The organism is Streptomyces sp. NPDC029152 (genome assembly GCF_055564355.1).
Window position 1 is genome coordinate 1 of record NZ_JBVHWR010000038.1, and the last position, 20,872, is coordinate 20,872.

At 67.2% G+C, this 20,872-nt stretch carries 16 protein-coding genes and 3 pseudogenes; 8 read left to right on the plus strand and 11 right to left on the minus strand.

Features of this window, described 5'->3' with window-relative positions; genetic code table 11:
• Nucleotides 1–252 precede the first annotated feature (252 nt).
• On the minus strand, nucleotides 253–1,110 hold the full coding sequence (locus ACZ4V6_RS35560; RefSeq protein ID WP_467835280.1) for an IS5 family transposase: 858 nt from the start codon (nucleotides 1,108–1,110) through the stop codon (nucleotides 253–255).
• A 515-nt stretch (nucleotides 1,111–1,625) separates the two neighbouring features.
• Between ACZ4V6_RS35560 and ACZ4V6_RS35565 the strand changes: the two genes are divergently transcribed.
• Nucleotides 1,626–2,300 carry a lytic polysaccharide monooxygenase auxiliary activity family 9 protein gene (locus tag ACZ4V6_RS35565; RefSeq protein WP_467835281.1) on the plus strand — a complete coding sequence of 225 codons (675 nt, stop codon included), beginning with the start codon at nucleotides 1,626–1,628 and terminating at the stop codon, nucleotides 2,298–2,300.
• A 163-nt stretch (nucleotides 2,301–2,463) separates the two neighbouring features.
• Here the strand turns inward: ACZ4V6_RS35565 and ACZ4V6_RS35570 are convergent, their stop codons facing one another.
• The 5 genes from ACZ4V6_RS35570 to ACZ4V6_RS35590 form a co-directional block, all read right to left on the minus strand.
• The gene (locus ACZ4V6_RS35570; RefSeq protein ID WP_467835283.1) at nucleotides 2,464–3,144 is read right to left on the minus strand and encodes an IS630 family transposase; all 681 of its coding nucleotides are present in this window, start codon (nucleotides 3,142–3,144) and stop codon (nucleotides 2,464–2,466) included.
• A complete protein-coding gene (locus ACZ4V6_RS35575; RefSeq protein ID WP_467835286.1) occupies nucleotides 3,042–3,476 on the minus strand; it encodes a winged helix-turn-helix domain-containing protein in 435 nt (144 codons plus the stop codon). Before ACZ4V6_RS35575 ends, ACZ4V6_RS35570 begins: the two co-directional genes overlap by 103 nt.
• 193 nt (nucleotides 3,477–3,669) lie before the next feature.
• Nucleotides 3,670–4,440 (minus strand): transposase, encoded by a 771-nt coding sequence (locus ACZ4V6_RS35580; RefSeq protein WP_467835288.1) that lies wholly within the window; start codon nucleotides 4,438–4,440, stop codon nucleotides 3,670–3,672.
• A 12-nt stretch (nucleotides 4,441–4,452) separates the two neighbouring features.
• The gene (locus ACZ4V6_RS35585; RefSeq protein ID WP_467835290.1) at nucleotides 4,453–4,941 is read right to left on the minus strand and encodes a hypothetical protein; all 489 of its coding nucleotides are present in this window, start codon (nucleotides 4,939–4,941) and stop codon (nucleotides 4,453–4,455) included.
• Between the two features lie 316 nt (nucleotides 4,942–5,257).
• Nucleotides 5,258–5,659, minus strand: coding sequence for a RidA family protein (locus ACZ4V6_RS35590; protein WP_467835292.1), 402 nt, complete (start codon nucleotides 5,657–5,659; stop codon nucleotides 5,258–5,260).
• Nucleotides 5,660–5,762: 103 nt separating this feature from the next.
• On the opposite strand from ACZ4V6_RS35590, the gene ACZ4V6_RS35595 reads away from it, so the two are divergent.
• The 3 genes and pseudogenes from ACZ4V6_RS35595 (at nucleotide 5,763) to ACZ4V6_RS35605 (ending at nucleotide 9,277) form a co-directional block, all read left to right on the plus strand.
• Nucleotides 5,763–6,146: a winged helix-turn-helix transcriptional regulator gene (locus ACZ4V6_RS35595; protein ID WP_030405162.1), complete on the plus strand. Its 384-nt coding sequence runs from the start codon at nucleotides 5,763–5,765 to the stop codon at nucleotides 6,144–6,146.
• Nucleotides 6,147–6,299: pseudogene (locus tag ACZ4V6_RS35600) on the plus strand (transposase); the annotation flags it as partial.
• A gap of 71 nt (nucleotides 6,300–6,370) precedes the next feature.
• Nucleotides 6,371–9,277: a TIR domain-containing protein gene (locus ACZ4V6_RS35605; RefSeq protein ID WP_467835293.1), complete on the plus strand. Its 2,907-nt coding sequence runs from the start codon at nucleotides 6,371–6,373 to the stop codon at nucleotides 9,275–9,277.
• Nucleotides 9,278–9,602: 325 nt separating this feature from the next.
• On the opposite strand, the gene ACZ4V6_RS35610 is transcribed toward ACZ4V6_RS35605, so the two are convergent.
• Both ACZ4V6_RS35610 and ACZ4V6_RS35615 read right to left on the minus strand, forming a co-directional pair.
• Entirely contained in the window at nucleotides 9,603–12,374 is a 2,772-nt protein-coding gene (locus ACZ4V6_RS35610) for a toll/interleukin-1 receptor domain-containing protein (protein ID WP_467835295.1), read from the minus strand.
• A gap of 23 nt (nucleotides 12,375–12,397) precedes the next feature.
• Nucleotides 12,398–12,730, minus strand: a complete 333-nt coding sequence (locus tag ACZ4V6_RS35615) for a hypothetical protein (RefSeq protein ID WP_467835297.1) — start codon at nucleotides 12,728–12,730, stop codon at nucleotides 12,398–12,400.
• Nucleotides 12,731–13,473: 743 nt separating this feature from the next.
• On the opposite strand from ACZ4V6_RS35615, the gene ACZ4V6_RS35620 reads away from it, so the two are divergent.
• The 3 genes from ACZ4V6_RS35620 to ACZ4V6_RS35630 all read left to right on the plus strand — a co-directional run bounded on the left by ACZ4V6_RS35620 (nucleotide 13,474) and on the right by ACZ4V6_RS35630 (nucleotide 18,215).
• Nucleotides 13,474–14,166: a hypothetical protein gene (locus ACZ4V6_RS35620; protein WP_467835299.1), complete on the plus strand. Its 693-nt coding sequence runs from the start codon at nucleotides 13,474–13,476 to the stop codon at nucleotides 14,164–14,166.
• 68 nt (nucleotides 14,167–14,234) lie between these two features.
• Nucleotides 14,235–14,765: an NUDIX domain-containing protein gene (locus tag ACZ4V6_RS35625; protein ID WP_467835301.1), complete on the plus strand. Its 531-nt coding sequence runs from the start codon at nucleotides 14,235–14,237 to the stop codon at nucleotides 14,763–14,765.
• 570 nt (nucleotides 14,766–15,335) lie between these two features.
• Nucleotides 15,336–18,215: a toll/interleukin-1 receptor domain-containing protein gene (locus ACZ4V6_RS35630; protein WP_467835303.1), complete on the plus strand. Its 2,880-nt coding sequence runs from the start codon at nucleotides 15,336–15,338 to the stop codon at nucleotides 18,213–18,215.
• 234 nt (nucleotides 18,216–18,449) lie between these two features.
• On the opposite strand, the pseudogene ACZ4V6_RS35635 reads toward ACZ4V6_RS35630, so the two are convergent.
• Nucleotides 18,450–18,649: pseudogene (locus tag ACZ4V6_RS35635) on the minus strand (IS630 family transposase); the annotation flags it as partial.
• A gap of 66 nt (nucleotides 18,650–18,715) precedes the next feature.
• Here ACZ4V6_RS35635 and ACZ4V6_RS35640 point away from each other — a divergent pair.
• A pseudogene (locus ACZ4V6_RS35640) lies at nucleotides 18,716–19,789 on the plus strand (IS630 family transposase).
• A 23-nt stretch (nucleotides 19,790–19,812) separates the two neighbouring features.
• Here the strand turns inward: ACZ4V6_RS35640 and ACZ4V6_RS35645 are convergent.
• Together ACZ4V6_RS35645 and ACZ4V6_RS35650 are read right to left on the minus strand one after the other, a co-directional pair.
• Nucleotides 19,813–20,190 (minus strand): peptidase inhibitor family I36 protein, encoded by a 378-nt coding sequence (locus ACZ4V6_RS35645; protein WP_467835306.1) that lies wholly within the window; start codon nucleotides 20,188–20,190, stop codon nucleotides 19,813–19,815.
• Between the two features lie 182 nt (nucleotides 20,191–20,372).
• On the minus strand, nucleotides 20,373–20,872 hold a 500-nt coding region (locus tag ACZ4V6_RS35650; protein ID WP_467835308.1), incomplete at its 5' end, for a transposase.

The following is a 20,872-nucleotide window of genomic DNA, read 5'->3' on the forward strand; positions in this document are numbered from 1 at the left end:
CGAACGTCTGCACTCCGTCAACCACAGTTGCCTCTTGAACACTTGATGGACCAGATCGCTGTTGATCCTCTCTCACCCACCGACCAGGACGACAGTCTCGGCCTGACATGCGGGACAGCCCTTAGGGCAGCGGCCCGCCTCCAAGGCCCAGCCGTTTGACGTCACGAGGCGAGAACGGCATCGGTCCGATCCATCCCTGGCGGACGAGAGCGGTCTGAGAGGTCGTTTTCGCCCGATGTTTTATCCCGGAATCTACTGTTTGGTCTGTGGTGTCGGGTCGCGCCGGGAGATGGTGTTTTCGCCGGTGAGGCGGCGGGCCATGAGGTCGGTCATGGCGAGGTTGATCATGGCTTCGGAGCGGGTGGGCAGGGTTTCGTAGTCGCGGGCGAGGCGGCGGTGGAGCATGAGCCAGCCATAGGTCCGTTCGACCGCCCACCGCTTCGGGATCGGAGTGAAACCCCTGGTCCCGGGCTTGCGGGCGGTGATTTCCATGTCGATGCCGAGGGTGGCGGCATGTTCGACGAGGTGCTGGCGGTAGCCGCCGTCGACCCATACTTTGCGGATGCCGGGATGGTCGGCGGCGACCTGGTCCAGGAGCCGGGCGCCGGCGGCGGAGTCCTGCACGCTTGCCGCGGTGACCAGCACGGCAAGTAAAAGTCCGAGGGTGTCGGTGACGATGTTCCGCTTCCTGCCCACGATCTTCTTCCCGGCGTCGATGCCCTGGTCGGCGGCGGAGAAGCTGGTGGAGGTTTTGACGCTCTGGGCGTCGATCACGCAGGCCGACGGCTCGGCGTCCCGTCCTTCCTTCTCCCGTAGGAGCTGCCGGAGCAGGCCGTTGAGCTGGGCGAACACACCCTCGTCCGCCCACTTGGCGAAGTAGCCGTAGACGGTGTTCCAGTGCGGGAAGTCGTGCGGGAGGTAGCGCCACTGGACCCCGGTGCGGTCCACGTACAGGATCGCGTCCATGATGTCGCGCAGGTCGTGTTCCGGCGGCCGGCCGAAATCCAGAGCCCTGCCGTGGCGCTCGAGCCGCCAGGCAGAGAGCACCGGTTCGATCAACTCCCAGCGGGCATCGGACAGATCACTCGGATACGGGCGTCGCGTCGGCATGCTTCCGGCGTACCGCCGCGGACCGAGTGCGCCCAGGCGCACAGCGACAGCAACGGGAGCACGCGTCCGAGACGGCCAGGCATCCTGGGACGAGACAGGCGCAAGCCACTCCCCACTCAGCCTGTCACCCCATCTGACCAGCAAAAATCAACCCGCATCTTCAGCAGCACGAGCACCACAACCCGGCGTCCTGAAAATCGCTAGATATACGGTCAGTTAAGACGAAAACGATCTCTGAGAGGTCGTTTTCTCCCGATATTTTACCCCCGAATGACTGTTTGGTCCTCGGATGTCGAGTCGCGCCAGGGGAGGGTGGCATCGCCGGCCAGGCGCACCGGTCCAGGCCGCATCCTCGTTTCCGGTCCCGCGAACAATTCTGACTCCCGGCTCACGGCAGATTCCCTGCTCGCCGCCCACCCCTGTAATCAAGTCCGTCTGCCTCATTGACATCTCACTCAGAAGACCTAATTTTGGGAGCGCTCCCATAGCAGTCTCGCAATGGAAGGAGTCCCCATATGCGCAACCAGAGCCCGTTAACCGGGCGCTCGATGGCGTCCCTCCGCCGGCCTCTCCAGGCGCTCGTCATGCTGTTCGCCGCGGTTGCCGGCGCCTTCGCCTGGTCGACCCCCGCCCAGGCTCACGGCACCGTCGTCGGCCCCGCCACCCGCGCGTACCAGTGCTGGAAGACGTGGGGCAACAACCACACGAACCCGGCCATGCAGACCCAAGACCCTATGTGCTGGCAGGCCTTCCAGGCCAACGCTGACACCATGTGGAACTGGATGAGCGCGCTCCGCGACGGCCTCGGAGGCCAGTTCCAGGCACGGACCCCCGACGGGACACTCTGCAGCAACAACCTCTCGAGGAACGCCAGCCTGGACAAGCCCGGACCGTGGAAGACCACCACCGTCGGCAACAACTTCTCGGTCCAGCTGTACGACCAGGCGTCCCACGGTGCCGACTACTTCAAGGTCTATGTGAGCAAGCAGGGCTTCAACCCCAAGACCCAGACCCTAGGCTGGAGCAACCTCGACTTCATCACGCAGACCGGCCGCTTCGCCCCGGCACAGAACATCACGTTCCCCGTCCAGACCTCCGGCTACACCGGACACCACATCGTGTTCGTGATCTGGCAGGCCTCGCACCTCGACCAGGCCTACATGTGGTGCAGCGACGTGAACTTCGGCTGAGCCGCAAAGCACCGCACACGGCATCGGCCTCAGCCGGGCGCCGGTAACCCGCCGCCCGGCCGACCGAGCCCCGTCGGGACAGGGGCCCCATTTGGTCGCCCTGCTCCGACGGGGCTTCCTGCGTTCCTCACTTGACTCTGTCGGGGATCTTGAATGGTCGGGCTTACTGATCTTTTCGTAAGTTCGGTGGGTGTGGTGGGTGGATGGTCAGGCCGGTGTGGGCGAGGAATGACCATGGAAGTCGGGGGTTGGTGTTGATGCGGTGGATGCCTTGCTCGGTGGCGTCGGCGAGGTGGCCGCCGGCGAGGTTGGCGAGTTCCCGCTTCTTGAGTGAGGACCACAGCAGTTCCACCGGGTTCAGCTCGGGAGCGTAAGCGGGTAATCGTTCCAGTGTGAGCCAGTCCTGCTCGGCGGCCCAGGCTCGCATCGCCCGGCTCCGGTGGGCGGACAGGCCGTCCCAGACCAGGACCACTCGCTCGCCGCGGTAGAACACCTTCATCTGCTCCAGGACCTCGATGAGGGCGGCGGTGTCGTAGCTGCCGGGCTTGAGGTGGAAGCACAGCCGGGCCCCGCGATCGGGGTCGGTGGAGTGGCAGCCCAAGGCCCCGGCCATCGACGCACGCTTCCGGTTCAGACGGTGCCGCAGGAGCGGAGTCCGCCCTCGGGGCGAGTAGGTGCGGCGGATCTGAGGGAGCAGGGAAACGCCTGATTCGTCGAGGAAGACGATCCAGGCACATGTGGTCACGGCCCCTTTTCGATGCGTGGCCACTCGTGCGCGATCCAGCGGGCGATCTCCGCTTCGTCCCGCTCGGCCGCCCGCCGCTCGGGGCGTTGCAGGCTCCATCCGAGCCGGCCGGTCAGCAGCCGCCACACCGACGCCCTCGACAGCACCACTCCCGTTGTCCGGGTGACGACCGCGCCGACTCGTTCCAGGGTCCACAGGTCGGCCTCGAAACCATGAGCCTGGGCACCTTGCTCCAACACGGCCCGGACCATCTCGGCCTGGGTGTCGTCCAGCTTCGGTGGGCGTCCGGTGGCTGCCCGTCGCCGCAGGGCCGAAGCACCGCCTTGCTCCCACACCCGCCGCCAACGCCGCACACTCTCGGCACACACCCCCACCACCCTCGCGATCTCCGCATGCGAGACGCCGACCTCGAACAACTCGACTGCCCGCACACGACGCGCCTCCGCCAACTGAGGCCGCGACAAAGGAGGAAGAGAGGAGCCGGCAACCGAAGGGGAAGGTTGATAAGCCACGCCGACAGCCTCCCACTCACACGGCCACCACACCCACCGAACTTACGAAAAGATCAGTAAGGGTTGTCCCGTAAATGGTCTACGACATGCTCATTGACCTGCCTGTTTCCTTTCACCCGGCGAGGGTGAGGTTGTGGAGGCGGGCGATGCCGAGCATCGCGTGGTGGACGCCGTCGCCTTTGAGGCGGCAGTCGCGGAGGATCTTCCAGGTCTTCATGCGGGCGAAGACGCGCTCGACGCGGGCGCGGACCTTGCGGTGTGAGGAGTTGTGCTCCTTTTTCCAGGCCGGAAGGCCAGCCTGGCCGGGTGTGCGGCGGTGCGGGATGACCAGGCCGGTGCCTCTGTAGCCGCCGTCGGCGATCACCATGGTGCGGCCGACGGCGGCCTTGGCGCCGGACAGCTCCCACGCCTTGCAGTCGTTGCGGTTGCCGGGCAGGGGCCGGCCGACCACGACGACGAGCCGGGTGTCGGCGTCGATGACGACCTGGTGGTTGGTCGAGTACCTGTAGTTCTTCGACCGCTTGGCGACGGTGTGGTCACGGGTGGGCACCAGGGTTCCGTCCACGATCAGTACGGTGGCCTTGCGGAACCGCCTGCGCGGCTGAAGCGCGAACAACGGTCCGAGGTGGTCGATGATGCGGTCGGCGGCCGATTTCGACACCCCGAACAGCGGTGCCAGCTGCCGCAGGGTGAGGTTCGTGCGCCAGTACGCGGCGACCAGCAGGACTCGGTCTTCCAGCGGCAGGCTCCAGGGCCGGCCCTTGCGGACCGGGTCCGCACCCTCGCGCCGCAACGTGGTGATCAGCTTGCCGAACTGACGCGGGCTCAACCCGGTGAACGGGGCTATCCAGGACGGCTCGCACGCCGTGATCACACCAGCCACAGCAAGATCGTCTCACTGATGTGTGCTGGGCTCCCCCTCTGCCCGTCGCTGGCCCGGCCACATGTCGCCATACGCGGCATCCATGAATTGGACCTGCGGCCCACGCAGCACGGAAGCGTCGGCTATCTCGCCTCGGGCCGCCTCAGCAAGGCGGAACGCATAACGATAGGCAGCGCCCCGCAGGGGTTCGCTCCTGGCTGCCAGGTCGATCTCTGCCTGGGCGAGCCAAAGGTCGTCGAGGAGTTGGCCGAGCGCGGGATCGGCCGCGGTGCCGCCATCGTCCGATCGAGTGAGCGTCGCCTTCTCCACCTGCAACGCAATGCTCACGAACTTCAGAACCGCGTCCTTGAGCTGCGCCCGGTGGGCGGCTGATTCCTGCACTTCGAGCTGCCGGGTGCTCGCGCGCGAGACGAGGTACTGCCCAAACAACGATCCGCCCGCGCCGAGCGCAACCCCTGCGAGAGACAACAACGCCGGCCCCAAAGTTCCCCAAGATCCCATAGCTGGAGTCTCTCAGCATCGGTCCGGCCCTTGAGGGGGACGGGCATGCCCGTCCACCAGTCACGCAGGGCAGTTGCGGGACAGCCCTTAGGAAGCACATCGAACGGATCACCGTCAGCAGCGACGGAAACGACGGCAAGGACCAAGCGGCACGGGAGGAGCTGAAGCCGGGGGCATGGATCAGCAACCAACGCAGCAGAGCCGCAACACCGGCCCCAGAACGGATGGAGCAGTTCTCCGCCAACGGCATTCGGTGGGCGTAGAAGGGCCCCGTGGTCCGTCCGGCGGAGAGAGCGGCGCGTGCGGGGAGGGGACCTCAAGCGGGCAGCTTCGTGTCGATGACGAAGCTGATCTCGATGACCTGGCCGGGCAAGGTCAGTTCGGTGACGCCCAGGACCGTGCTGGCCGGGCGGTGGTCGCCGAAGTACTCCCGGTTGCCCTCCGCCGCCGCCTCGGCGTTCTGCCGCAGGTTCACCACGTACAGGGTCTGCGAGACGACCTGGTTCCGGGTGGTGCCGTAGTGGTTCAGGATTTTGTTCATGTTGGCGTAGGTCTGCTCGAGCTGGGCGGCGAAGTCGCCCGCGTGGAGGAACTCGCCCGCCTCGTCGAAAGCGAGCTGTCCCGAGACGTGGATCAGGTCGCCGGACTTGATCGCCTGTGAGTAGCCAAATTCGCTCTCGGCCGGCACGTGGTGGTTGAAGACATCAGCGGTGGCCATGGTACTCGCCTTTCCGGTTCTTGCTCTCTTGTGGTTACTCGGAAACTGTAGGAGAGTGACGGTCGACCTGGAAGAACGCACTTTTCGGTGACTGGGGAACCTGATGGTGACCAAGCAACTGCTCAAGGATCTGCCCGAGAACGCTGATCTGCGGCGTGCGGACTCCCTTGCGCGGGAGATCTTCTCGGACGTCGCCAACAAGTGGGCGCTCCTGATCATCGAGGCACTCGGCGAGCGCACCCTGCGCTTCAGCGAGTTGCGGAACGAGGTCGAGGGCGTCAGCCACAAGATGCTCACCCAGAACCTGCGCATGCTGGAACGCAACGGTCTGGTCGACCGGAAGGTGCACCCCACCGTGCCGCCGAAGGTCGAGTACACCCTCACCGAGCCGGGCCGAGCCCTGCGCACCACGGTCGACGCCATCTGCGGCTGGACCCACCAGTACCTCGGACACATCGAGAGTGCACGCGGTCGGTTCGACACCTGACGAACACACCGCAAGGTCCGCGCCCGCGTCGAGCACGTCTTCGCCCGCATGAAGACCTGGAAGATCCTCCGCGACTGCCGCCTCAAAGGCGACGGCGTCCACCACGCCATGCTCGGCATCGCCCGCCTCCACAGCCCCACCCTCGCCGGGTGAAAGGAAACAGGCAGGTCAATGAGCATGTCGTAGACCATTTACGGGACAACCTTTAGTGCGTTGGGGGCGGCATGAACACGCAGAAGGGACACGGGGAGGCCATGGGTGATGCCGTGGAAAAGGCTGAGGTGCGAGCAGCGGCGCCGGACGGTGTGAAGCAGCGCGACGCCTTCATCTCATATAGCCAGAGCAAGAACGCGTTGCTCGCGAAAAAGCTCCAGCGAGGCCTGGAGCGGCTGGCCGTCTCGCGCTTCCGACCCATGCAGATGAGCGTGTTCCGCGATGTCACTTGCCTGCCGGCGACCCACGACCTGTGGCAGTCGATCCAGCGCGAACTGGCACGCTCACGCTATCTCATCCTGCTCGCTTCCCCAGAGGCCGCCGCCTCGCCCTGGGTAGCCAAGGAGGTCGATTACTGGCTGCGGGAGCGCGACTCAGAGCACTTGCTCATCGCCGTTGCAAGCGGTGAGATCGAGTGGGACGACAGGGCTGGCGACTTCGACTGGCAGAAGACTACGTCCCTGCCACGGAATTTGGCGGGCCGTTTCACGTCCGTGCCGCTTTGGGTGGACCTTCGGGAGTTCGAGGAACGAGCCTATTACTCCCTGCGCTATCCGCCGTTTCGTGCCGCGGTCGCCACCCTGGCTTCGCCGTTACGCGGCCGCCCCAAGGAGGAGTTGGAGCACGATGACTTCCGGCAGCTCCGGTTTGTCAAACGGCTGAGCTGGTCGGGGGTCGCCCTGCTCGTGGCGCTGTGCGTCCTTGCGGTCTACGGCTTCTTCGACGCCAACATACAGCGCCGAGAGGCCCAGGCCCAGGCTCGCTTCTCCGCCTCACAGGCGCTCGCCGCCCGCTCCGGGCAACTGCTCGGGACCAGTCCCAACCAGGCGGCACAGTACGCTCTTTACGCCGAGGAGACCCAGTCCACCCCGGAGTCCCGACGCGCCCTGGCCCAGGCTGTGGCCGCCGCGCCGTACGCCAGGCGGCGGCTGCAGGCGGACGCCGACTCCGTGACGGACAAGGAGAGTGCGACCCGCCCGGCCGAAACGGACGTCGTCCTCAGCGCGGACGGTACGACCGCTGCGTACCGCTCGGCGTTCGACCAGGCCCAGGGCGTACGCCTCTACGATGTACGCTCCGCCCGGCAGTCGCGCGTGGTGCGCGCCGAGGGCACGCCCAGGGCGCTGAGCCGCGACGGCCGTGTCCTGGCTACGGAGGTCTATCTCAACCGGGTCCAGCTGTGGGACACCAGGACCGGCAAACTCCTGCGCACGATGGCCACGGGGCACACAGAGGACCTCCCGCGCGTCGGGCACGGGCTTCATGCCCTCGCCCTCTCGCCCGACGGACGGTGGGTGGCGGCCTCTCACTACACTCCCGAGGGGGAAGCGTTCGTGGTCGTGTGGAGCGCGTCCGACGGGCGCGAGATCACTCGGCTTCCGGTGGGCGACGCCCGGGTGGGGCTCGGCTTCTCCGCGGACGGCTCCCGGATGACCCTGGTCGACAGGGACCGTCAGGAGGTCCGAAAGTTTCTGACGGACTCGGCGCGCTGGGAGGCGGCCCGGTCCCTGCCCGGAATGCCCGGCAGCACCGCGGAAGCCTTGAGATACAGCGAGGTCCTGCTGTTCGACGGGGCTCGCAAAGCCCTGACTCGGACGTCTGAGCGTGCCGAGGTGTGGGACCTGGAGCAGCGCCGCCGCATCGCCGCCCGTTCCTTGGGATCGTACGAGGACATGACGGTCGCCGAGGGCAAGGGGACCTTCATGGTGGGCGGGAAGGACGGCACGGTCCGGCTCTACGACGCCGCGTTGCGGCCCGGTATGACACTGGGTCGGCTGGCCCGCAAGGCCAGCACCATTGCCATGTCGGCTGACGGCGCCCAGGTGGCCGTCGCCTCGTACGGCGGCGAGCTCAACCTCTTCACCACCGGGGTCCGACGGGGTCAGCGTGTCACCTTGGGCGACAAGGAGTTCACTTACGGGGATCTGACCCCCGACGGACGGATGGCGGTGCGCCGAACCGAGGGGCACACCGAGTTCTGGGATCCGGGCACTGGCCGCAAGCTCGGCGGGATTCCGTACGCCAACCTGTCGGTGAACCTGGAGGACACGGCTTACACGCTCAGTGGGGACCAGCGGTACGTCGGCATGCAGAGCGTGGAAGGCGGCGAGGACACAGGGCGGTTCGACATCTGGGACCTGCGCACCGGCAAGCGCACGAACTGCGGTGTGGCCACCGACGGAGTCTCCGGCGGGCTCATCCACCCCGGCGTGTTCTTCCTACCGGGCGACCGATACGTGGTCGGCTCCTGGAACGGTGCCGTGGAAGTCCTCGACACTCGGACCTGCACCCGCGGCACGGTGACAGAGGGCTCCGCCGGCCTCGCCCTGAGCGGGGACCGCAGGACCCTGGTTCTCTTGAACGGCGATGGTGTCGACACCTGGCGCTGGGACGGCGATCACGCCTTCGAGCATGTGGCCCGCACCAGTCTGCCGGCCGAGGCCAAGCCTGTGGGCATAGGCGTCGACCACGAGGGAAAACAGGCGGCCTTCTCCGACTGGGAGAGTCATGTGTACGTCGTACGGCTGGACTCCGGCCGGCGTGTGCGCGCCGCTGGGTACCTGCCGCAGGAGACCCGTGACGTGGCGTTCAGCCGGGACGGCAGGCTGCTGTTCCAGGGCTTCATGTCCGAGAATGCCCGGGGTGTACGCGTTCTGGACGCGGGCAGCGGCGATCAGCTCGACATCTGGACCACGGACCCCCCGGCCGGGTCTGTGCAGCCCAACGAGGGCATGCAGGTCGTCCCCGGCCCCGCCAACGACATCCTCACCCTCGGCCCCGACCACAAGGTCGTCCGCCGCACGGTCGGCGTGGAGGCTTGGCGCGATCTCCTGTGCGGTCTGGTGAGCCAGTCCCTGCCCGCCCGGGAACGGGACCGTTACCTGAAGGGCCTGGACGTGGCGGCGCCCTGCCGCTGAGTGAAGCGACAATTGGGGTACAGACGGGGGCGGAGCTGACATGCCTGCTCTCCTCATGGCGTACGGGCAGACGTGGTGACGCGCGGGCGGCGAGGGGGTGCCTCCGTCGTGGGGCAAAGGGCTGCGGCGTGAAGCCAGCAGGGTGCGGGCGGATGCCGGAAGGGGGCCGGGGTGGGCTTTCGAGCCGGCATCCGGTCGTGTCCGGGTCGGTGAGGACGGTTCGGCCAGAGTTCCCGGCCGCGACGCCGTCGCCGGTACTTGGGGGCTATTGGCTGGAGGGCGCGATCCGCTCGGGGGTACCGGGCCGGCGTTGACGCACGCCCACTCAGGACGCCGGACAGAGTGCGCGGGGGGCGGGGCCCGGTGGCACGTCGTCGCGCCATCGGTCGGCGGTGAAGGCGCCCTTGGCCCATCTGCACAGTGATCGCACCGGGTCCACCGTCGTCTCGACGTTCCACACCCGTGCCGTGTTGTCTCTGCCCCAGCTGACTATCGTGCTGCCGCCGGGGCTGAAGGCCACGCCGGTCACCTCGTCGCTGTGTCCGTCGAGCGGATTGCCGATTTCGCGCCCGGTGGCGACATCCCAAAGCCTGACTGTGCGGTCCATGCTGCCGGTGGCCAGGGTCGTCCCGTTAGGGCTGAACGCAACAGATGTGACGCCGCTACGGTGACCGGTCAGCGCCTCCCCGATCTGCTCGCGTGTGGCCGCGTCCCACAGTCGGACGGTGTTGTCGCGGCTCGCGGTCGCGAACGTCCGGCCGTCGGGGCTGAACGCCATCGCGGTGATCCGCGCGATGTGACGAGCCGGGGCCTCACCGACCCGGCGGTGCGTGGCAACGTCCCAGAGCGCCACGGTGTCGTTCTCCGTGTCGGTGGCCAGGGTGCGGCCATCGGGGCTGAACGCGATGCTTGTCGCGCTGACGTCGAGTGCTCTGCCGGACGAACGATGTGCCGCCAGGTTCCACAGGTGCACAGAATCCGCGCGGGCGCTGGCGAGGGTTTCGCCGTCCGGGCTGAACGTCACCGCGTTGACGGAGTTCGGGACGCCGCGCGTGACGGGCAGTGGCTCGCCGACGGAGCGGCGGGCCGCCACATCCCACAGCCGCACACCACGGGAGGCGATGGCGAGTACGGCGTTGTCGGGGCTGAAGGACAGGGTGGAGGGCGAGCCCTCGTTACCGTGGAGCAGTGGATCACCGGTCTGGCGGCGTGTGGCGATGTCCCAGAAGCGCACGGCGGAAGGGGGGCCCGCGACGGCCAGGGTCCGGCCGTCCGGGCTGAGTGCTGCCGCCTCCTGATTCCCGGTCCCGAGCGGTGCGCCGGCCTGACGCTGCGCGCGGACGTCCCGGAGACGGACGGTGGTGTCGTCACTCGAACTGGCCAGGATCGTCCCGTCCGGGCTGAAGACGACGGCCCTGGCTGCACCGGTGTGGCCGGTGAAGGGTGCTCCCATCCGGGTGTGCCGTACGGCGTCCCAGAGCCGCACGCTGCCGTCTTCGTACCCGGCAGCGAGCACCGCACCGTCGGGGCTGAAGGCCACCGACTCGGTCCACGCGGCAGGGGAACCCAGCGGCTTCCCGATCGGGCTTCGGGTTTTGATGTCCAAGAGCTGCACGCCGCCGTCGGTGCCGGCGGACGCGAGGATCCTGCCGTCGGGGCTGAAGGCGACCGACCTGACGAGAGCGTCGTCTTCCCTCAACGCTTTGCCGACCGGTGCGCGGGTGCCGGTGTTCCAAAGCTGCACACCGCTGCCGGCCGTAGCGAACGTCCTGCCGTCGGGACTGAAGGCCACCGCGGTAGCACCGGAGGCGCGACCGCCGAGCGGCTCGCCGATCTGACGGTGGGTTGCCACGTCCCACACTCGCACGCTCTCGCCGACGGCGATGAGGGTAGTGCCGTCGGGGCTGAAGGCCACCGCGTTGATCACCCCTGCGTGGGCGTTGAACGGAGCACCGATCTGCCTGCGGCCGGCGACGTCCCAGAGCCGCACGGTGCCGTCGAAGCTCGCACTGGCCAGTGTCCCGCCGCCCGGCCCGAACGCCATGGACGTGACGCCCCGGTGGTGCCCGACAAGCGCCTTTCCCGCCTTTTGCTGTGTCGCTGTGTCCCAGAACCGCACCACGCCGTCGCCGCCACCAGAGGCAACCATCCTGCCGTCAGGGCTGAACGCCACCGAGCCCACCGGCCAGGAGTGAGGGAGCAGGCCGGACTCCGGGTTCACGGTGGCATTGAGAACCGCAAGACGGGTTTCCGCAGAGGGGTCGATACGCCATGCCGCCAACGCTTTCAGCCGGGCGCCGAACGGGTCCCGGGTGGCGAGCAGGGAGCTCTGGGTGATCAGTTGTTGCGCGACGGCGTGATCACGCTGGCGGGTGGCCTCAGCACGTTCGACCACCGCGATCACCGACACCGTGCTCGTGACGAGGAGCAGGAAGCCCAGGACGGCCGCGATGACCCTGGCTGTCCGCAGGTTGCGTCTGGTGTCGCGGAGACCTTCCGATCTGAGTTCGTCCTCGGGAAGGCCGCGAACGACGGACGCGATCCCGAACGCGACACCGTCGACGTCGGGCAGGGAATCTGCGTCACTGCCGAAGCGGCGAAGATCCACGGTCTTCCAGACGGGTTGCTGCTCGAATCGTCCTGCCAATCGGGCGGGCAGCGCTGTCGACAGCCCCGGGTCCCAGTCGCCCCGCCGCTCGTCCCACACCAGCTGCCCGGCGGTGACGACGAGCAGGATGGTGTCGACCGACCTGTGCTCCAGCCACCACTTGATTTCCCGGTCCACCCACACCGAGGCTCTGGCCTCCGGAGAGGCTAGAACCACGAGCCAGTCCGAGCGGGCAAGACCGGCCTCGATCTTGGCCCACAGCTGAGGGCCGATCGACACACCGCTGTAGTCGAGGAAGACCCTGATGCGCGGCGGCTTGTACCAGGGGCGGGACTGCTTTTCGATCACGCGCTGCAGGTGCGGCAGCCACTGTCGGTCGCGGTCACCGCTGTAGGAGAGGAAGACGCCGTACCCGATCTCGGCCCTGACCCGGCCGCGGCGAGCCAGGGAGGAGCGCAGCCGCGCGAGCGCTGTATCGAGCCCGCGCATCCGTGCCGGCAAACCTTTCAGCACTATCCGACCGGCAGGTAGTCGTGCCCATTCCAACGCAACGTCACCTGCGTGGTGACGCCTTGGGCGCAGCTGGGTGTGCACGAGTTCTCGGATCGGACGATCGTGTAGCGCCCGTCCTGGCCGGGGCCGGTGAGCCGTGCGTGGTAGTAAGCGAACCGGCCGCCCGAGTAGTGCTCCGTCGTGCTGCTCCAGCCAATGTCCTCGAACCCGTCCGCGTTGGGGACGAGCACCAGCACCCCGTCATAGCGGCCGGGGTTGTAGATCACGAAGGTGTTCCCCGTGGCGTCGGTCGCGGGGGTGGCGAAGCGCAGCTCGTTTTCGTAGATGTCCACGTCGACGGAGGCCAGTGCGCGCCCGCCGCCAGTGACGGCTGCGACACATCCCCTAGGGTCAGCGAGGGTGGACCGCCGGACCAGGAACACGCGGACCGCCCCGAGCTCGGGATGACGGATGTCCCGGTGGTCGAGCACCGCACCGTCACACCCTGTAGCAGCCGGTGGAGTGGGCGGAAACGAGGCCGGGGGCGTCGCACGAGCCGGAGAGGAGGCCGACGAGGGCGTCGCCTGGGGCGACCCGCTCGTGTCAGTGCATCCGCCCGCGAACATCCCCGCCAGGGCTGAGACCAGCAGCGCGGTCCGAACAGCAGTTAAGCGGAGCGGGCGCTGGAAGCACCGTCGACGTAGAGACAAAGATGTGCTGGAAGGCATGGCGTTTCCCCTATGCCCGAGTACGACCAATCAGCTGGGTTGGACACCTCCGACTCTACTGAGCGGACCTGCTGTCGGGTGGGACTTGGACGAAGCCCGATCACCTGCCGGCCCTCTCACGCCGCTCTGCACGACGGCGACCGGTGCGATGGCGCCCGCACCAGGCGGAAGCAGCCGAACACGGGGCGGGGGCGTGACTGCCGTCGGTACTCTCGCCGCAGACGGGTCCGCGGACAGGGGCAGTTGTACCCGCGCGGGTGCGGGCAGGGTCTGCCATCGGACCAGGGCGGGACCGTGACCGGTGGGAACTGGAACGCAGAATCGCAGGGGGGACGCGCATGAGTCGACTCGGCAGGCAGGCCGGTCGTATGGCACGCATCGGACTGTCCGTGATCGCGGGGGCGGTGGTCGGGCTCGGCGTCCACGCCGTCGGCCACACCAGCGGCTTCTTCCTCTTCGCGATCACCGGCGCTTTGGCGGGCGCCCTGGTCGCCGTCGGCCTCGACGCCTACCGGCGCTCCGCCCGCCTCGCGGAGGTGAAGGTGACCGTGCCGCAGCTCAGCGAACTCACCTTCGTGGTGAACAACGACTCCCGGCAAGTCGCCTGGCAGCTGTTCGTCGAGTCGGTGACGCGCGTGTCGGTGCAGCGACTCGACGACGAGGACGGCCTGCTACGCGAAGCTCTGACGTCCCTGTACGGTCTGTTCGCGACCACCCGCGAAACGCTGAAGGTCAGCCGCCCCTCCACTCATGTGAGCATCGGGATGACCGTGGAGTGCCTGGCCGTGAACTTCCTCAACCTCGAACTACGCCCGTTCCTGTCCCGGTGGCACCCTCGCCTGCGGGCCTTCGAAGAGGCGTCACCGGGGCGCCCCGAGACGGAGTGGCCCCTCGCCGCAGACTGCCGCGCCGAACTGCGCCTGCTCCAGGGCAATGCCCGCAGCTACCTGCTGGCGTTCGCGCGACTTGCCGGCGTTCGGGACGCCGAAGCGATGATCGACGCCCCCCTTGGCCACCGTCCCCGTACCGTGGCGCCGCCTCGTGGACCCGTGGGCAGCTGACAACCGGGCGGTCCGTCCGGTCTCTCCCCGACCCGACTGACCGCAGGCTGGGCCGGTACGGTGCTCCTGTGGAACAGCGAGGACCATGGACCCGGTACGACGCCACGACGCCCTACCGCACCCCCCGTTTCCAGGTACACCGTGACGAGGTCACCGGGCCTGACGGGCGGCGCGGCGACTACGACTGGGTTCAGGCACCTGACCAGGTGCGGGTGGCGGCTCTCGTCGGCGGAAAGCTGCTCCTGATCGAGCAGTACCACTACCTCGCCGGTGTCCTGTGGCAGCTGCCCGGCGGGTCCGTCGACCCAGGCGACGACGACGCGTTGACCGCGGCGCGACGCGAGCTGGCCGAGGAGACGGGGTACCACGGCGGCACCTGGACCGGGCACGGCTTCCTCCACCCCCTGCCAGGCCTGACCGACTGCCGGGTCCACCTCTGGCACGTCGACCAGCCGACATCCGGTCCGGCCGCTACGGAGCCGTCCGAGGCGGATCTGAAAGTCCTCCACGTCCCCTTGCCGGAAGCCGTCGTCTCCATACGCGAAGGCCGGCTCCGTTGCGCTCCCAGCGCCGCGCTGGTCCTGTCCCTGACGGGCTGAGCCGGACCGTCCACCGGCGCGGACCCGGATCCACAACCCTGGTACGGCTCACCACGGCCTCCGTCGGCGCGTGCAATGGGTCCCTGACAGTGCCGAAAGGCCCAGGTCGGGAGGCAGGCCGAACAGTCTTGGATCAGCGCCAACCGGCCGCGCCCTGGACAACCCGGCTCCGCCCTGATGATCCAGCCCAGCACGCACCCTTGTTCGTAAAGGGAAAACTCCTGTTGTGCTTGGTGTGGCTGGGCCGGGTCGCTACCTGGCCGGGCACCGGCTGCCTGAGGGCAACACGGCACGGTAGGCGCCGACGTCCCGCAGCGCGGTCAGCCCACCCATCCGATATCCCACACAGCACGGGATACAGCCACCGCCCCCGGTCCACCAGGAACTCACCACAGCTCATCTTGACGAACCGAAGCCGGTAGCCTGCGGCTGTCCCGTGGGGAGCCCCCTGCGGCGATGCCCACCGGGGCGGGTACCAGCCCCGCGATCTACACCCGTACTCCAAGTGAACCTGTCACTATGTGAGTTGCTCTGAGTTGAACGAGAGAGACCCACGGGGGAAGAAAGCTCATGGGTAAGCGTCACAACGGGTATGACGCCTTCATCTCCTACAGCCATCAGCGGGACGTGCCACTGGCCAAGGCTTTGGAGGAAGGGCTGGAACGTCTTGCCCGCCACCCTTACACCCATCACCGGAGAATGAACGTCTTCCGGGACACCACCAGCCTCGCGGCCAGCAGCGACCTGGGGGGAGCTATCAAAGAGGCGTTAGCGACGTGCCGTTACTTCATCTACCTAGCGTCACCCGAGGCGGCAGCCTCCCGGTGGGTCCGCGAGGAAATCGCCTACTGGCGCAGCAACCACTCCATGGACCGTTTCATCATTGCACTCAGCGCTGGTCATATCGTATGGGACGAAAGTGCTGGTGACTTCGACTGGGACCGCACAACCGCTCTTCCGAACCAGTTACGCGGCGCTTTCGCACATCAACCTCTCTGGGTGGACTTTCGGCCGTTCCGTGACGCCCCTGCGGATGTCCGGTCCATGGCGTCCGAAACCGACTTCCGTGACGCGGTCGTCACTGTGGCGGCGCCGCTGCACGGCCTCAGCAAAGACCAGCTCGACGGCAAAGACCTCCACCATGAACGCACGTGGCGATGGGTCAGACGCTCCTTGATCAGCACGGCTGCGGTCGCAGTGACCGGTTTCATGGTGGCTGGCGGCGTCGCCTGGCAGAAAAGTGATGAAGCGGACGCCCGGGCCCGCAGCTCCGCGTCGCGTGCTCTGGCCGCCCGGGCTTTGGAGGTGGCGGCGAGCGATCCGCGTAAGGCGGCTCAGTTCGCCTTGTACGCGCATGCCGTCGAGGCCACCGGTGAGGCCACCCAGGCGCTCGGTCAGGCGGTGGCAGCCAACGACAACGCCACGCAGCACCTGCAGGCCGGGTATGGGGAGGTTGCTGCCTTCCGCGGCATCGGTCACGTCACGGCCACCAACGTTGCCGTGAGCCGGGACGGCAGCGTGATGGCCTACTACGCGGACCTGGATCCCGATGCCATGGACGGAGGCGAACGTGTCGTTCACCTCTACGACATCCAGGAGCGCAGAGCTCTGCCCAGCCTGCGGGGCAAGAGCTGGCCGCAGGATGGTGGCGGCCTGATGTTCAGCTGGGACGGCAGATCGCTCGCCGTTGAAACCCCTGACAACCAGGTTGAAGTGTGGGACGTCGCCCACCGCAAGTTGCTGCGGACGATCACGGCGAGTCACGGCGGAGACCTAGCCGGAGCTTTCAAGCGCCTGCGCGCCTTCGCGTTTTCCGGCGATGGCAAACGTCTGGCCGCCGCCTTCTACAGTCCGGCGCCAGACGGGGAAGAGTACCCCTTCTCCCTTGCGGTGTGGGACACGGCAACAGGGCGCCTGATCAGCAAAGAGAAGGCCACCCCCGACGCGATCTCCCTGGCCAGCGACGGCAAGCAGCGGCTGCGCGTTCTCGACTCGCTGGCGGGGACGACTCGCATTCTGGAACCGGATGCCAAAGACTGGAGCTCCCCTCAGCGGATCATGGGTCTGCCGCCCACCGACAGCAGGGCCGTGACATTGTCGGACGACGGCGCCCGGGCCTACCTGGACCGTGGACCTGACGAGAAGGACGAGCTGTGGGATCTGACTGAGGGTAAACGGCTGTCCACTTACGACAGTGATGTGCGCGATGCTCCCGTCATGCCTGCCAACGCCAGCAACCGCCTCCTCGAGGCTGCCGACCAGGCAGTCGTAGCGTACGACACCGCGGCCGGCCGCCAGCGCACGCTCGGAAGCTTCAGCTTTCCGGTGAACGCCCTCGCAGCCTCAGGCGATGGCATGTGGGTGGCAGCAGGCTCATCCGACGGAGCAGTGTCCTTGCTGTCCACCAGCAGCTTCCAGGCCGGCACGACGCTTCCCAACCTTCAGCAGGTAAAAGCCACCGAACTGACCGCTGACAAGCGGCTCGCCTTCCGCAGCGGCTCTGCCGGCACCGGCCTGTGGAGGGTCACAGAGAAAGGAATCCAGCGCATTGGCCACATTGATCTGCATATGGTGAACAAACCGACCCGCCGAGACGACCTCATTGCATCCGCTGACGGCACGAGTGCGCTGGTGACTCAGGAAGGTACCGCGTCGCTGTGGAACCCGCGGTCCGGCACCCGGCTGAACCCCCCCAGGCAGTTCGGCAGCGACTTCAGACCGCTGGCCTTCTTGCCTGACAATCAACACGTCCTTGCCCTCAAGGACAATGCGCTGCAGGTGCTGGATCCCCGCTCGTGGCAGGTCCAGGACACGGTGCCCATCGAAAGCGGATCCACCGCCGTCACGGCCGTCAGCACAGATCGCCGTACGGTGGCAGTTCTAGAGAGCGGAGAGCTGTCCGTCTGGCGCTATAGAGATGGCCAGGGCCTTAAACGGGTACGGACAGCCAGTGTCGAAGGCGCCGTCACCTTCGACAAAAGTCTGGCCGTCAGCCCACACGGAGAGAAGGTGTCGATCGTCAATGAGGACAAGCGCCTGTTCGTAGTGGACGTCGCCAGCGGGCGGATCGCTCGCAGTACGACTGCCCCTGCCGCAGCGGAAATGGCCGCTGTTTTCAGTAGTGACAGCGCTCTGCTTGTTCAGGCCTTCGGCACCGGCGACGATGCCGGCCTGCAGTTCTGGGACACCGCTACCGGCGAGGCCCGCGGCACCTGGAGCTACAAGGGCCTGAGCAGCCGTGCGGCCAGCGCGCCAAATGTCCTCACAGGGCCGGACGGCTCCACCCTTGCCTTCCGACCCGACGGTTCCCTCGTCCGCCACGCTGTCAGCATCACCGCGTGGCACGAAGTCCTTTGCCGACTCGCCCCCGGCGAACTTCCCGACGCAGAGTACGACCGCTACCTCAAAGGCATGGACGTGGCCGCGCCCTGCCGGACGCCTGCAGAATGAGTCCAACTTGTTTTTTATCCACCAGTATCTTTCAGGCTTGCGGATGGCCTTGAGGGTATCGAGGCATTTGACGGTCTTGCCGACGTAGTAGCGAGGTGACCGGTGTTTGTTCTTGGCGCCCGGGTGACCGTCCGGGGCCGACACCCTGGAATGTCACCACCCGGGAGCCGCGCGACATCTGGAAGGATTCAGTAGTGCCAGTTACTGAGGTTGAATTCGTGATGTCGCCTCGTGTCAGGTGGGTCGGATGGTCAGACCGGTCTCCGCGAGGCAGCCGTCGATAGGTGGCTGCGGTACTGGATGTGCCGCAGCCCGCGTCGGACGGTCTGGACGAGGTGTTCGGGGGTGCTGAAGGCGACGTTCGAGAGTCAGCCGCGTCGCAGGAGCGACCAAATCCCCTCGACGGGGTTGAGGTCGGGTGCGTAGGGCGGCAGTTACTGAACTTGTCGACGTGATGTCGCGAGGCTGACAAGTGATGGTTGTCGCGGTATGCCGGAACTATGAGGTATCCGCAAGGTGGCGGCCTGACCGCCGAGCGGCGGGCGTTTCGCGAACGCATCCGCATGGAGGCGGCCGAGATGTTCGCTGAAGGACAGGACAATGCGGCGGTGGCGAAGAAGCTGCGAGTCAGTGTGCGCTCGGTGCAGCGCTGGCGCCGTTCCTGGCAGGAAGGCGGCCGGCAGACGCTGCATTCCAAGAGATCGGCCGCCCGCCCCAAGTTGAACGAGGCCCTGTTCGCGGTTCTGGAGCAGGAGCTGACCAAGGGGCCGGTTGCGCACGGCTGGCCGGATCCTGGCCAGGATCAAGACGCTGATCGGACGCCGGTTCCACCGGACCCTCACGCTCTCGGCCATCGCGCGGATGCTCCGGCGTCACGGGTGGAGCCACCAGGTTCCGGCCCGACGGGCGATCGAGCGTGGCGAGGACGCGGTCGCCGGCTGAGTGAAGGAGACCTGGCCTCAGGTAAAAGGGCCGCGACGGCGCTCGGCGGCTGGATCGTCTTCGGGGACGAAGCCGGCTTCTCGATGACGCCGCCCACCTCCCGCACCTGGGCAAGGCGCGGGCACACGCCCGTGATCCGAGTACGGGGACGTTCCCAGCGCCGGTTCTCGACCGCCGCCCTGGCCTGTTACAAGCAGGGCGAACGCTCACGCCTGGTCTTCCGGCCCAAGCGGCACGTCGACCACAAGCGCGGTGGCCGGCGCAGCTTCACCTGGACCGACTACCGCGACCTGCTGACCGCTGCCCACCAGCAACTCGACGCCCCCTTCGTGCTCGTCTGGGACAACCTCAACGTGCACCTGGACGCCCGGCTGCGGGCCTTCATCCACGCCCGCGACTGGATCACCGCCTACCAGCTACCGCCCTACGCACCCGACCTGAACCCGGTCGAAGGCATCTGGTCACTGCTCCGACGCGCGGACCAGAACAACACCGCCTTCACCGGCCCCGACCACCTGATGCACGTCCTGCGCCGCACCCTCCGCGAACTCCAGTACCGCAGCGAAACCATCGACGGATGCCTCGCCGCAACCGGACTCACCCTGACGACACCACGCCGACAAACTCAGTAGCGGGTCCGGGTCGGTCAGCCGGCTCAGGGGGCCCCGCAGCCGCCGTACTCGAGGGAGCTCACTGCGTTGTCGAAGAGGAACAGAAGTTCCTGCTTCTCACCCGGCATGATGTCGTAGTGGTAGCCGCGGTAGTCGGCATCCGTGTAGATGCAGACGGCCCCCTTGCCACGGTTCCACACCGAGCTGGCCCGGTCGTTCCACGCCCAGCCGAGGTTGGGGATGTCCACCCCATACTGGAGCTGCAGGTTGCTCCCGGTGAGGTTGTGGCCGTCGTAGAGACAGATCTGGCCTTCTTCACAGCGGGTCACGGGTTCATCAGCCGATGCGGTTCCCGGAGCCGCCAGTACGGCGGTGGAGGCGAGGACTGCTCCTACTACCGAGGTCTTGAATGTCAGTTTCATGAGTACTTCTTCCCGTCGTTGCCCGTGGAAGCGCGGCCATGGTGCAGCCGCCTACTGCCCCTCTTCTTCAAGGGCATGCAGTCATAAACGGCTTGCGCACGCATACGGTTCAACCATAAAGCTGCCGGCCTGCGCAAGTTCGCCGAAACCCGGGACTGGCTGACCATCTACTACTGAGGTTTTCACGGCGGGGTCGGTGAGGTGATAGCCAGACCTGTGGCGGTCAGGCAGCCGTCGACCAGGTGGGGGCGGAGCTGGATCCTGCGTAACTCGCGGCGGAGGGTGCGGTCGAGGTCGTCGGATGTGTCGAAGGCGGTGTTGGCCATCGCCCTGCGTACCAGCGACCAGACGGCCTCGACGGGATTGAGGTCAGGTGCGTAGGGCGGGAGGCGGACGGTGGTGAGCCAGTCGTGGTCGGCCTCGTACCGCTTCAGCCCGGTGGCCAGGTGGGTGTTGAGATTGTCCCAGACCACCACGATCGGGCCGTCGAGCTGAAGGTGTGCGCGGACCAGGAGGTCGCGGTAGTCCTGCCAGGAGAAGCTTTTGCGTGCACCCTTGAGGCGGAGGTGAGCGCGGGGCCGGTGGACGAGGCGGCTCTTCTCGCCGGGTTTGTAGCAGCACAGCGCGGCGATGGAAGTCCGGCGGCGGGACCTGCCGCGGACGCGGATGACGGGGGTATGTC

What these genes read in the sequence shown, in the direction of transcription:
- ACZ4V6_RS35560 (WP_467835280.1), bottom strand. Translation starts at nt 1,110, where the DNA reads ATGCCGACGCGACGCCCGTATCCGAGTGATCTGTCCGATGCCCGCTGG.
- ACZ4V6_RS35565 (WP_467835281.1), top strand. Translation starts at nt 1,626, where the DNA reads ATGCGCAACCAGAGCCCGTTAACCGGGCGCTCGATGGCGTCCCTCCGC.
- ACZ4V6_RS35605 (WP_467835293.1), top strand. Translation starts at nt 6,371, where the DNA reads ATGAACACGCAGAAGGGACACGGGGAGGCCATGGGTGATGCCGTGGAA.
- ACZ4V6_RS35645 (WP_467835306.1), bottom strand. Translation starts at nt 20,190, where the DNA reads ATGAAACTGACATTCAAGACCTCGGTAGTAGGAGCAGTCCTCGCCTCC.
- ACZ4V6_RS35620 (WP_467835299.1), top strand. Translation starts at nt 13,474, where the DNA reads ATGGCACGCATCGGACTGTCCGTGATCGCGGGGGCGGTGGTCGGGCTC.
- ACZ4V6_RS35630 (WP_467835303.1), top strand. Translation starts at nt 15,336, where the DNA reads ATGGGTAAGCGTCACAACGGGTATGACGCCTTCATCTCCTACAGCCAT.
- ACZ4V6_RS35570 (WP_467835283.1), bottom strand. Translation starts at nt 3,144, where the DNA reads ATGGAGCCTGCAACGCCCCGAGCGGCGGGCGGCCGAGCGGGACGAAGC.
- ACZ4V6_RS35610 (WP_467835295.1), bottom strand. Translation starts at nt 12,374, where the DNA reads ATGCGCGGGCTCGATACAGCGCTCGCGCGGCTGCGCTCCTCCCTGGCT.
- ACZ4V6_RS35585 (WP_467835290.1), bottom strand. Translation starts at nt 4,941, where the DNA reads ATGGGATCTTGGGGAACTTTGGGGCCGGCGTTGTTGTCTCTCGCAGGG.
- ACZ4V6_RS35590 (WP_467835292.1), bottom strand. Translation starts at nt 5,659, where the DNA reads ATGGCCACCGCTGATGTCTTCAACCACCACGTGCCGGCCGAGAGCGAA.
- ACZ4V6_RS35595 (WP_030405162.1), top strand. Translation starts at nt 5,763, where the DNA reads ATGGTGACCAAGCAACTGCTCAAGGATCTGCCCGAGAACGCTGATCTG.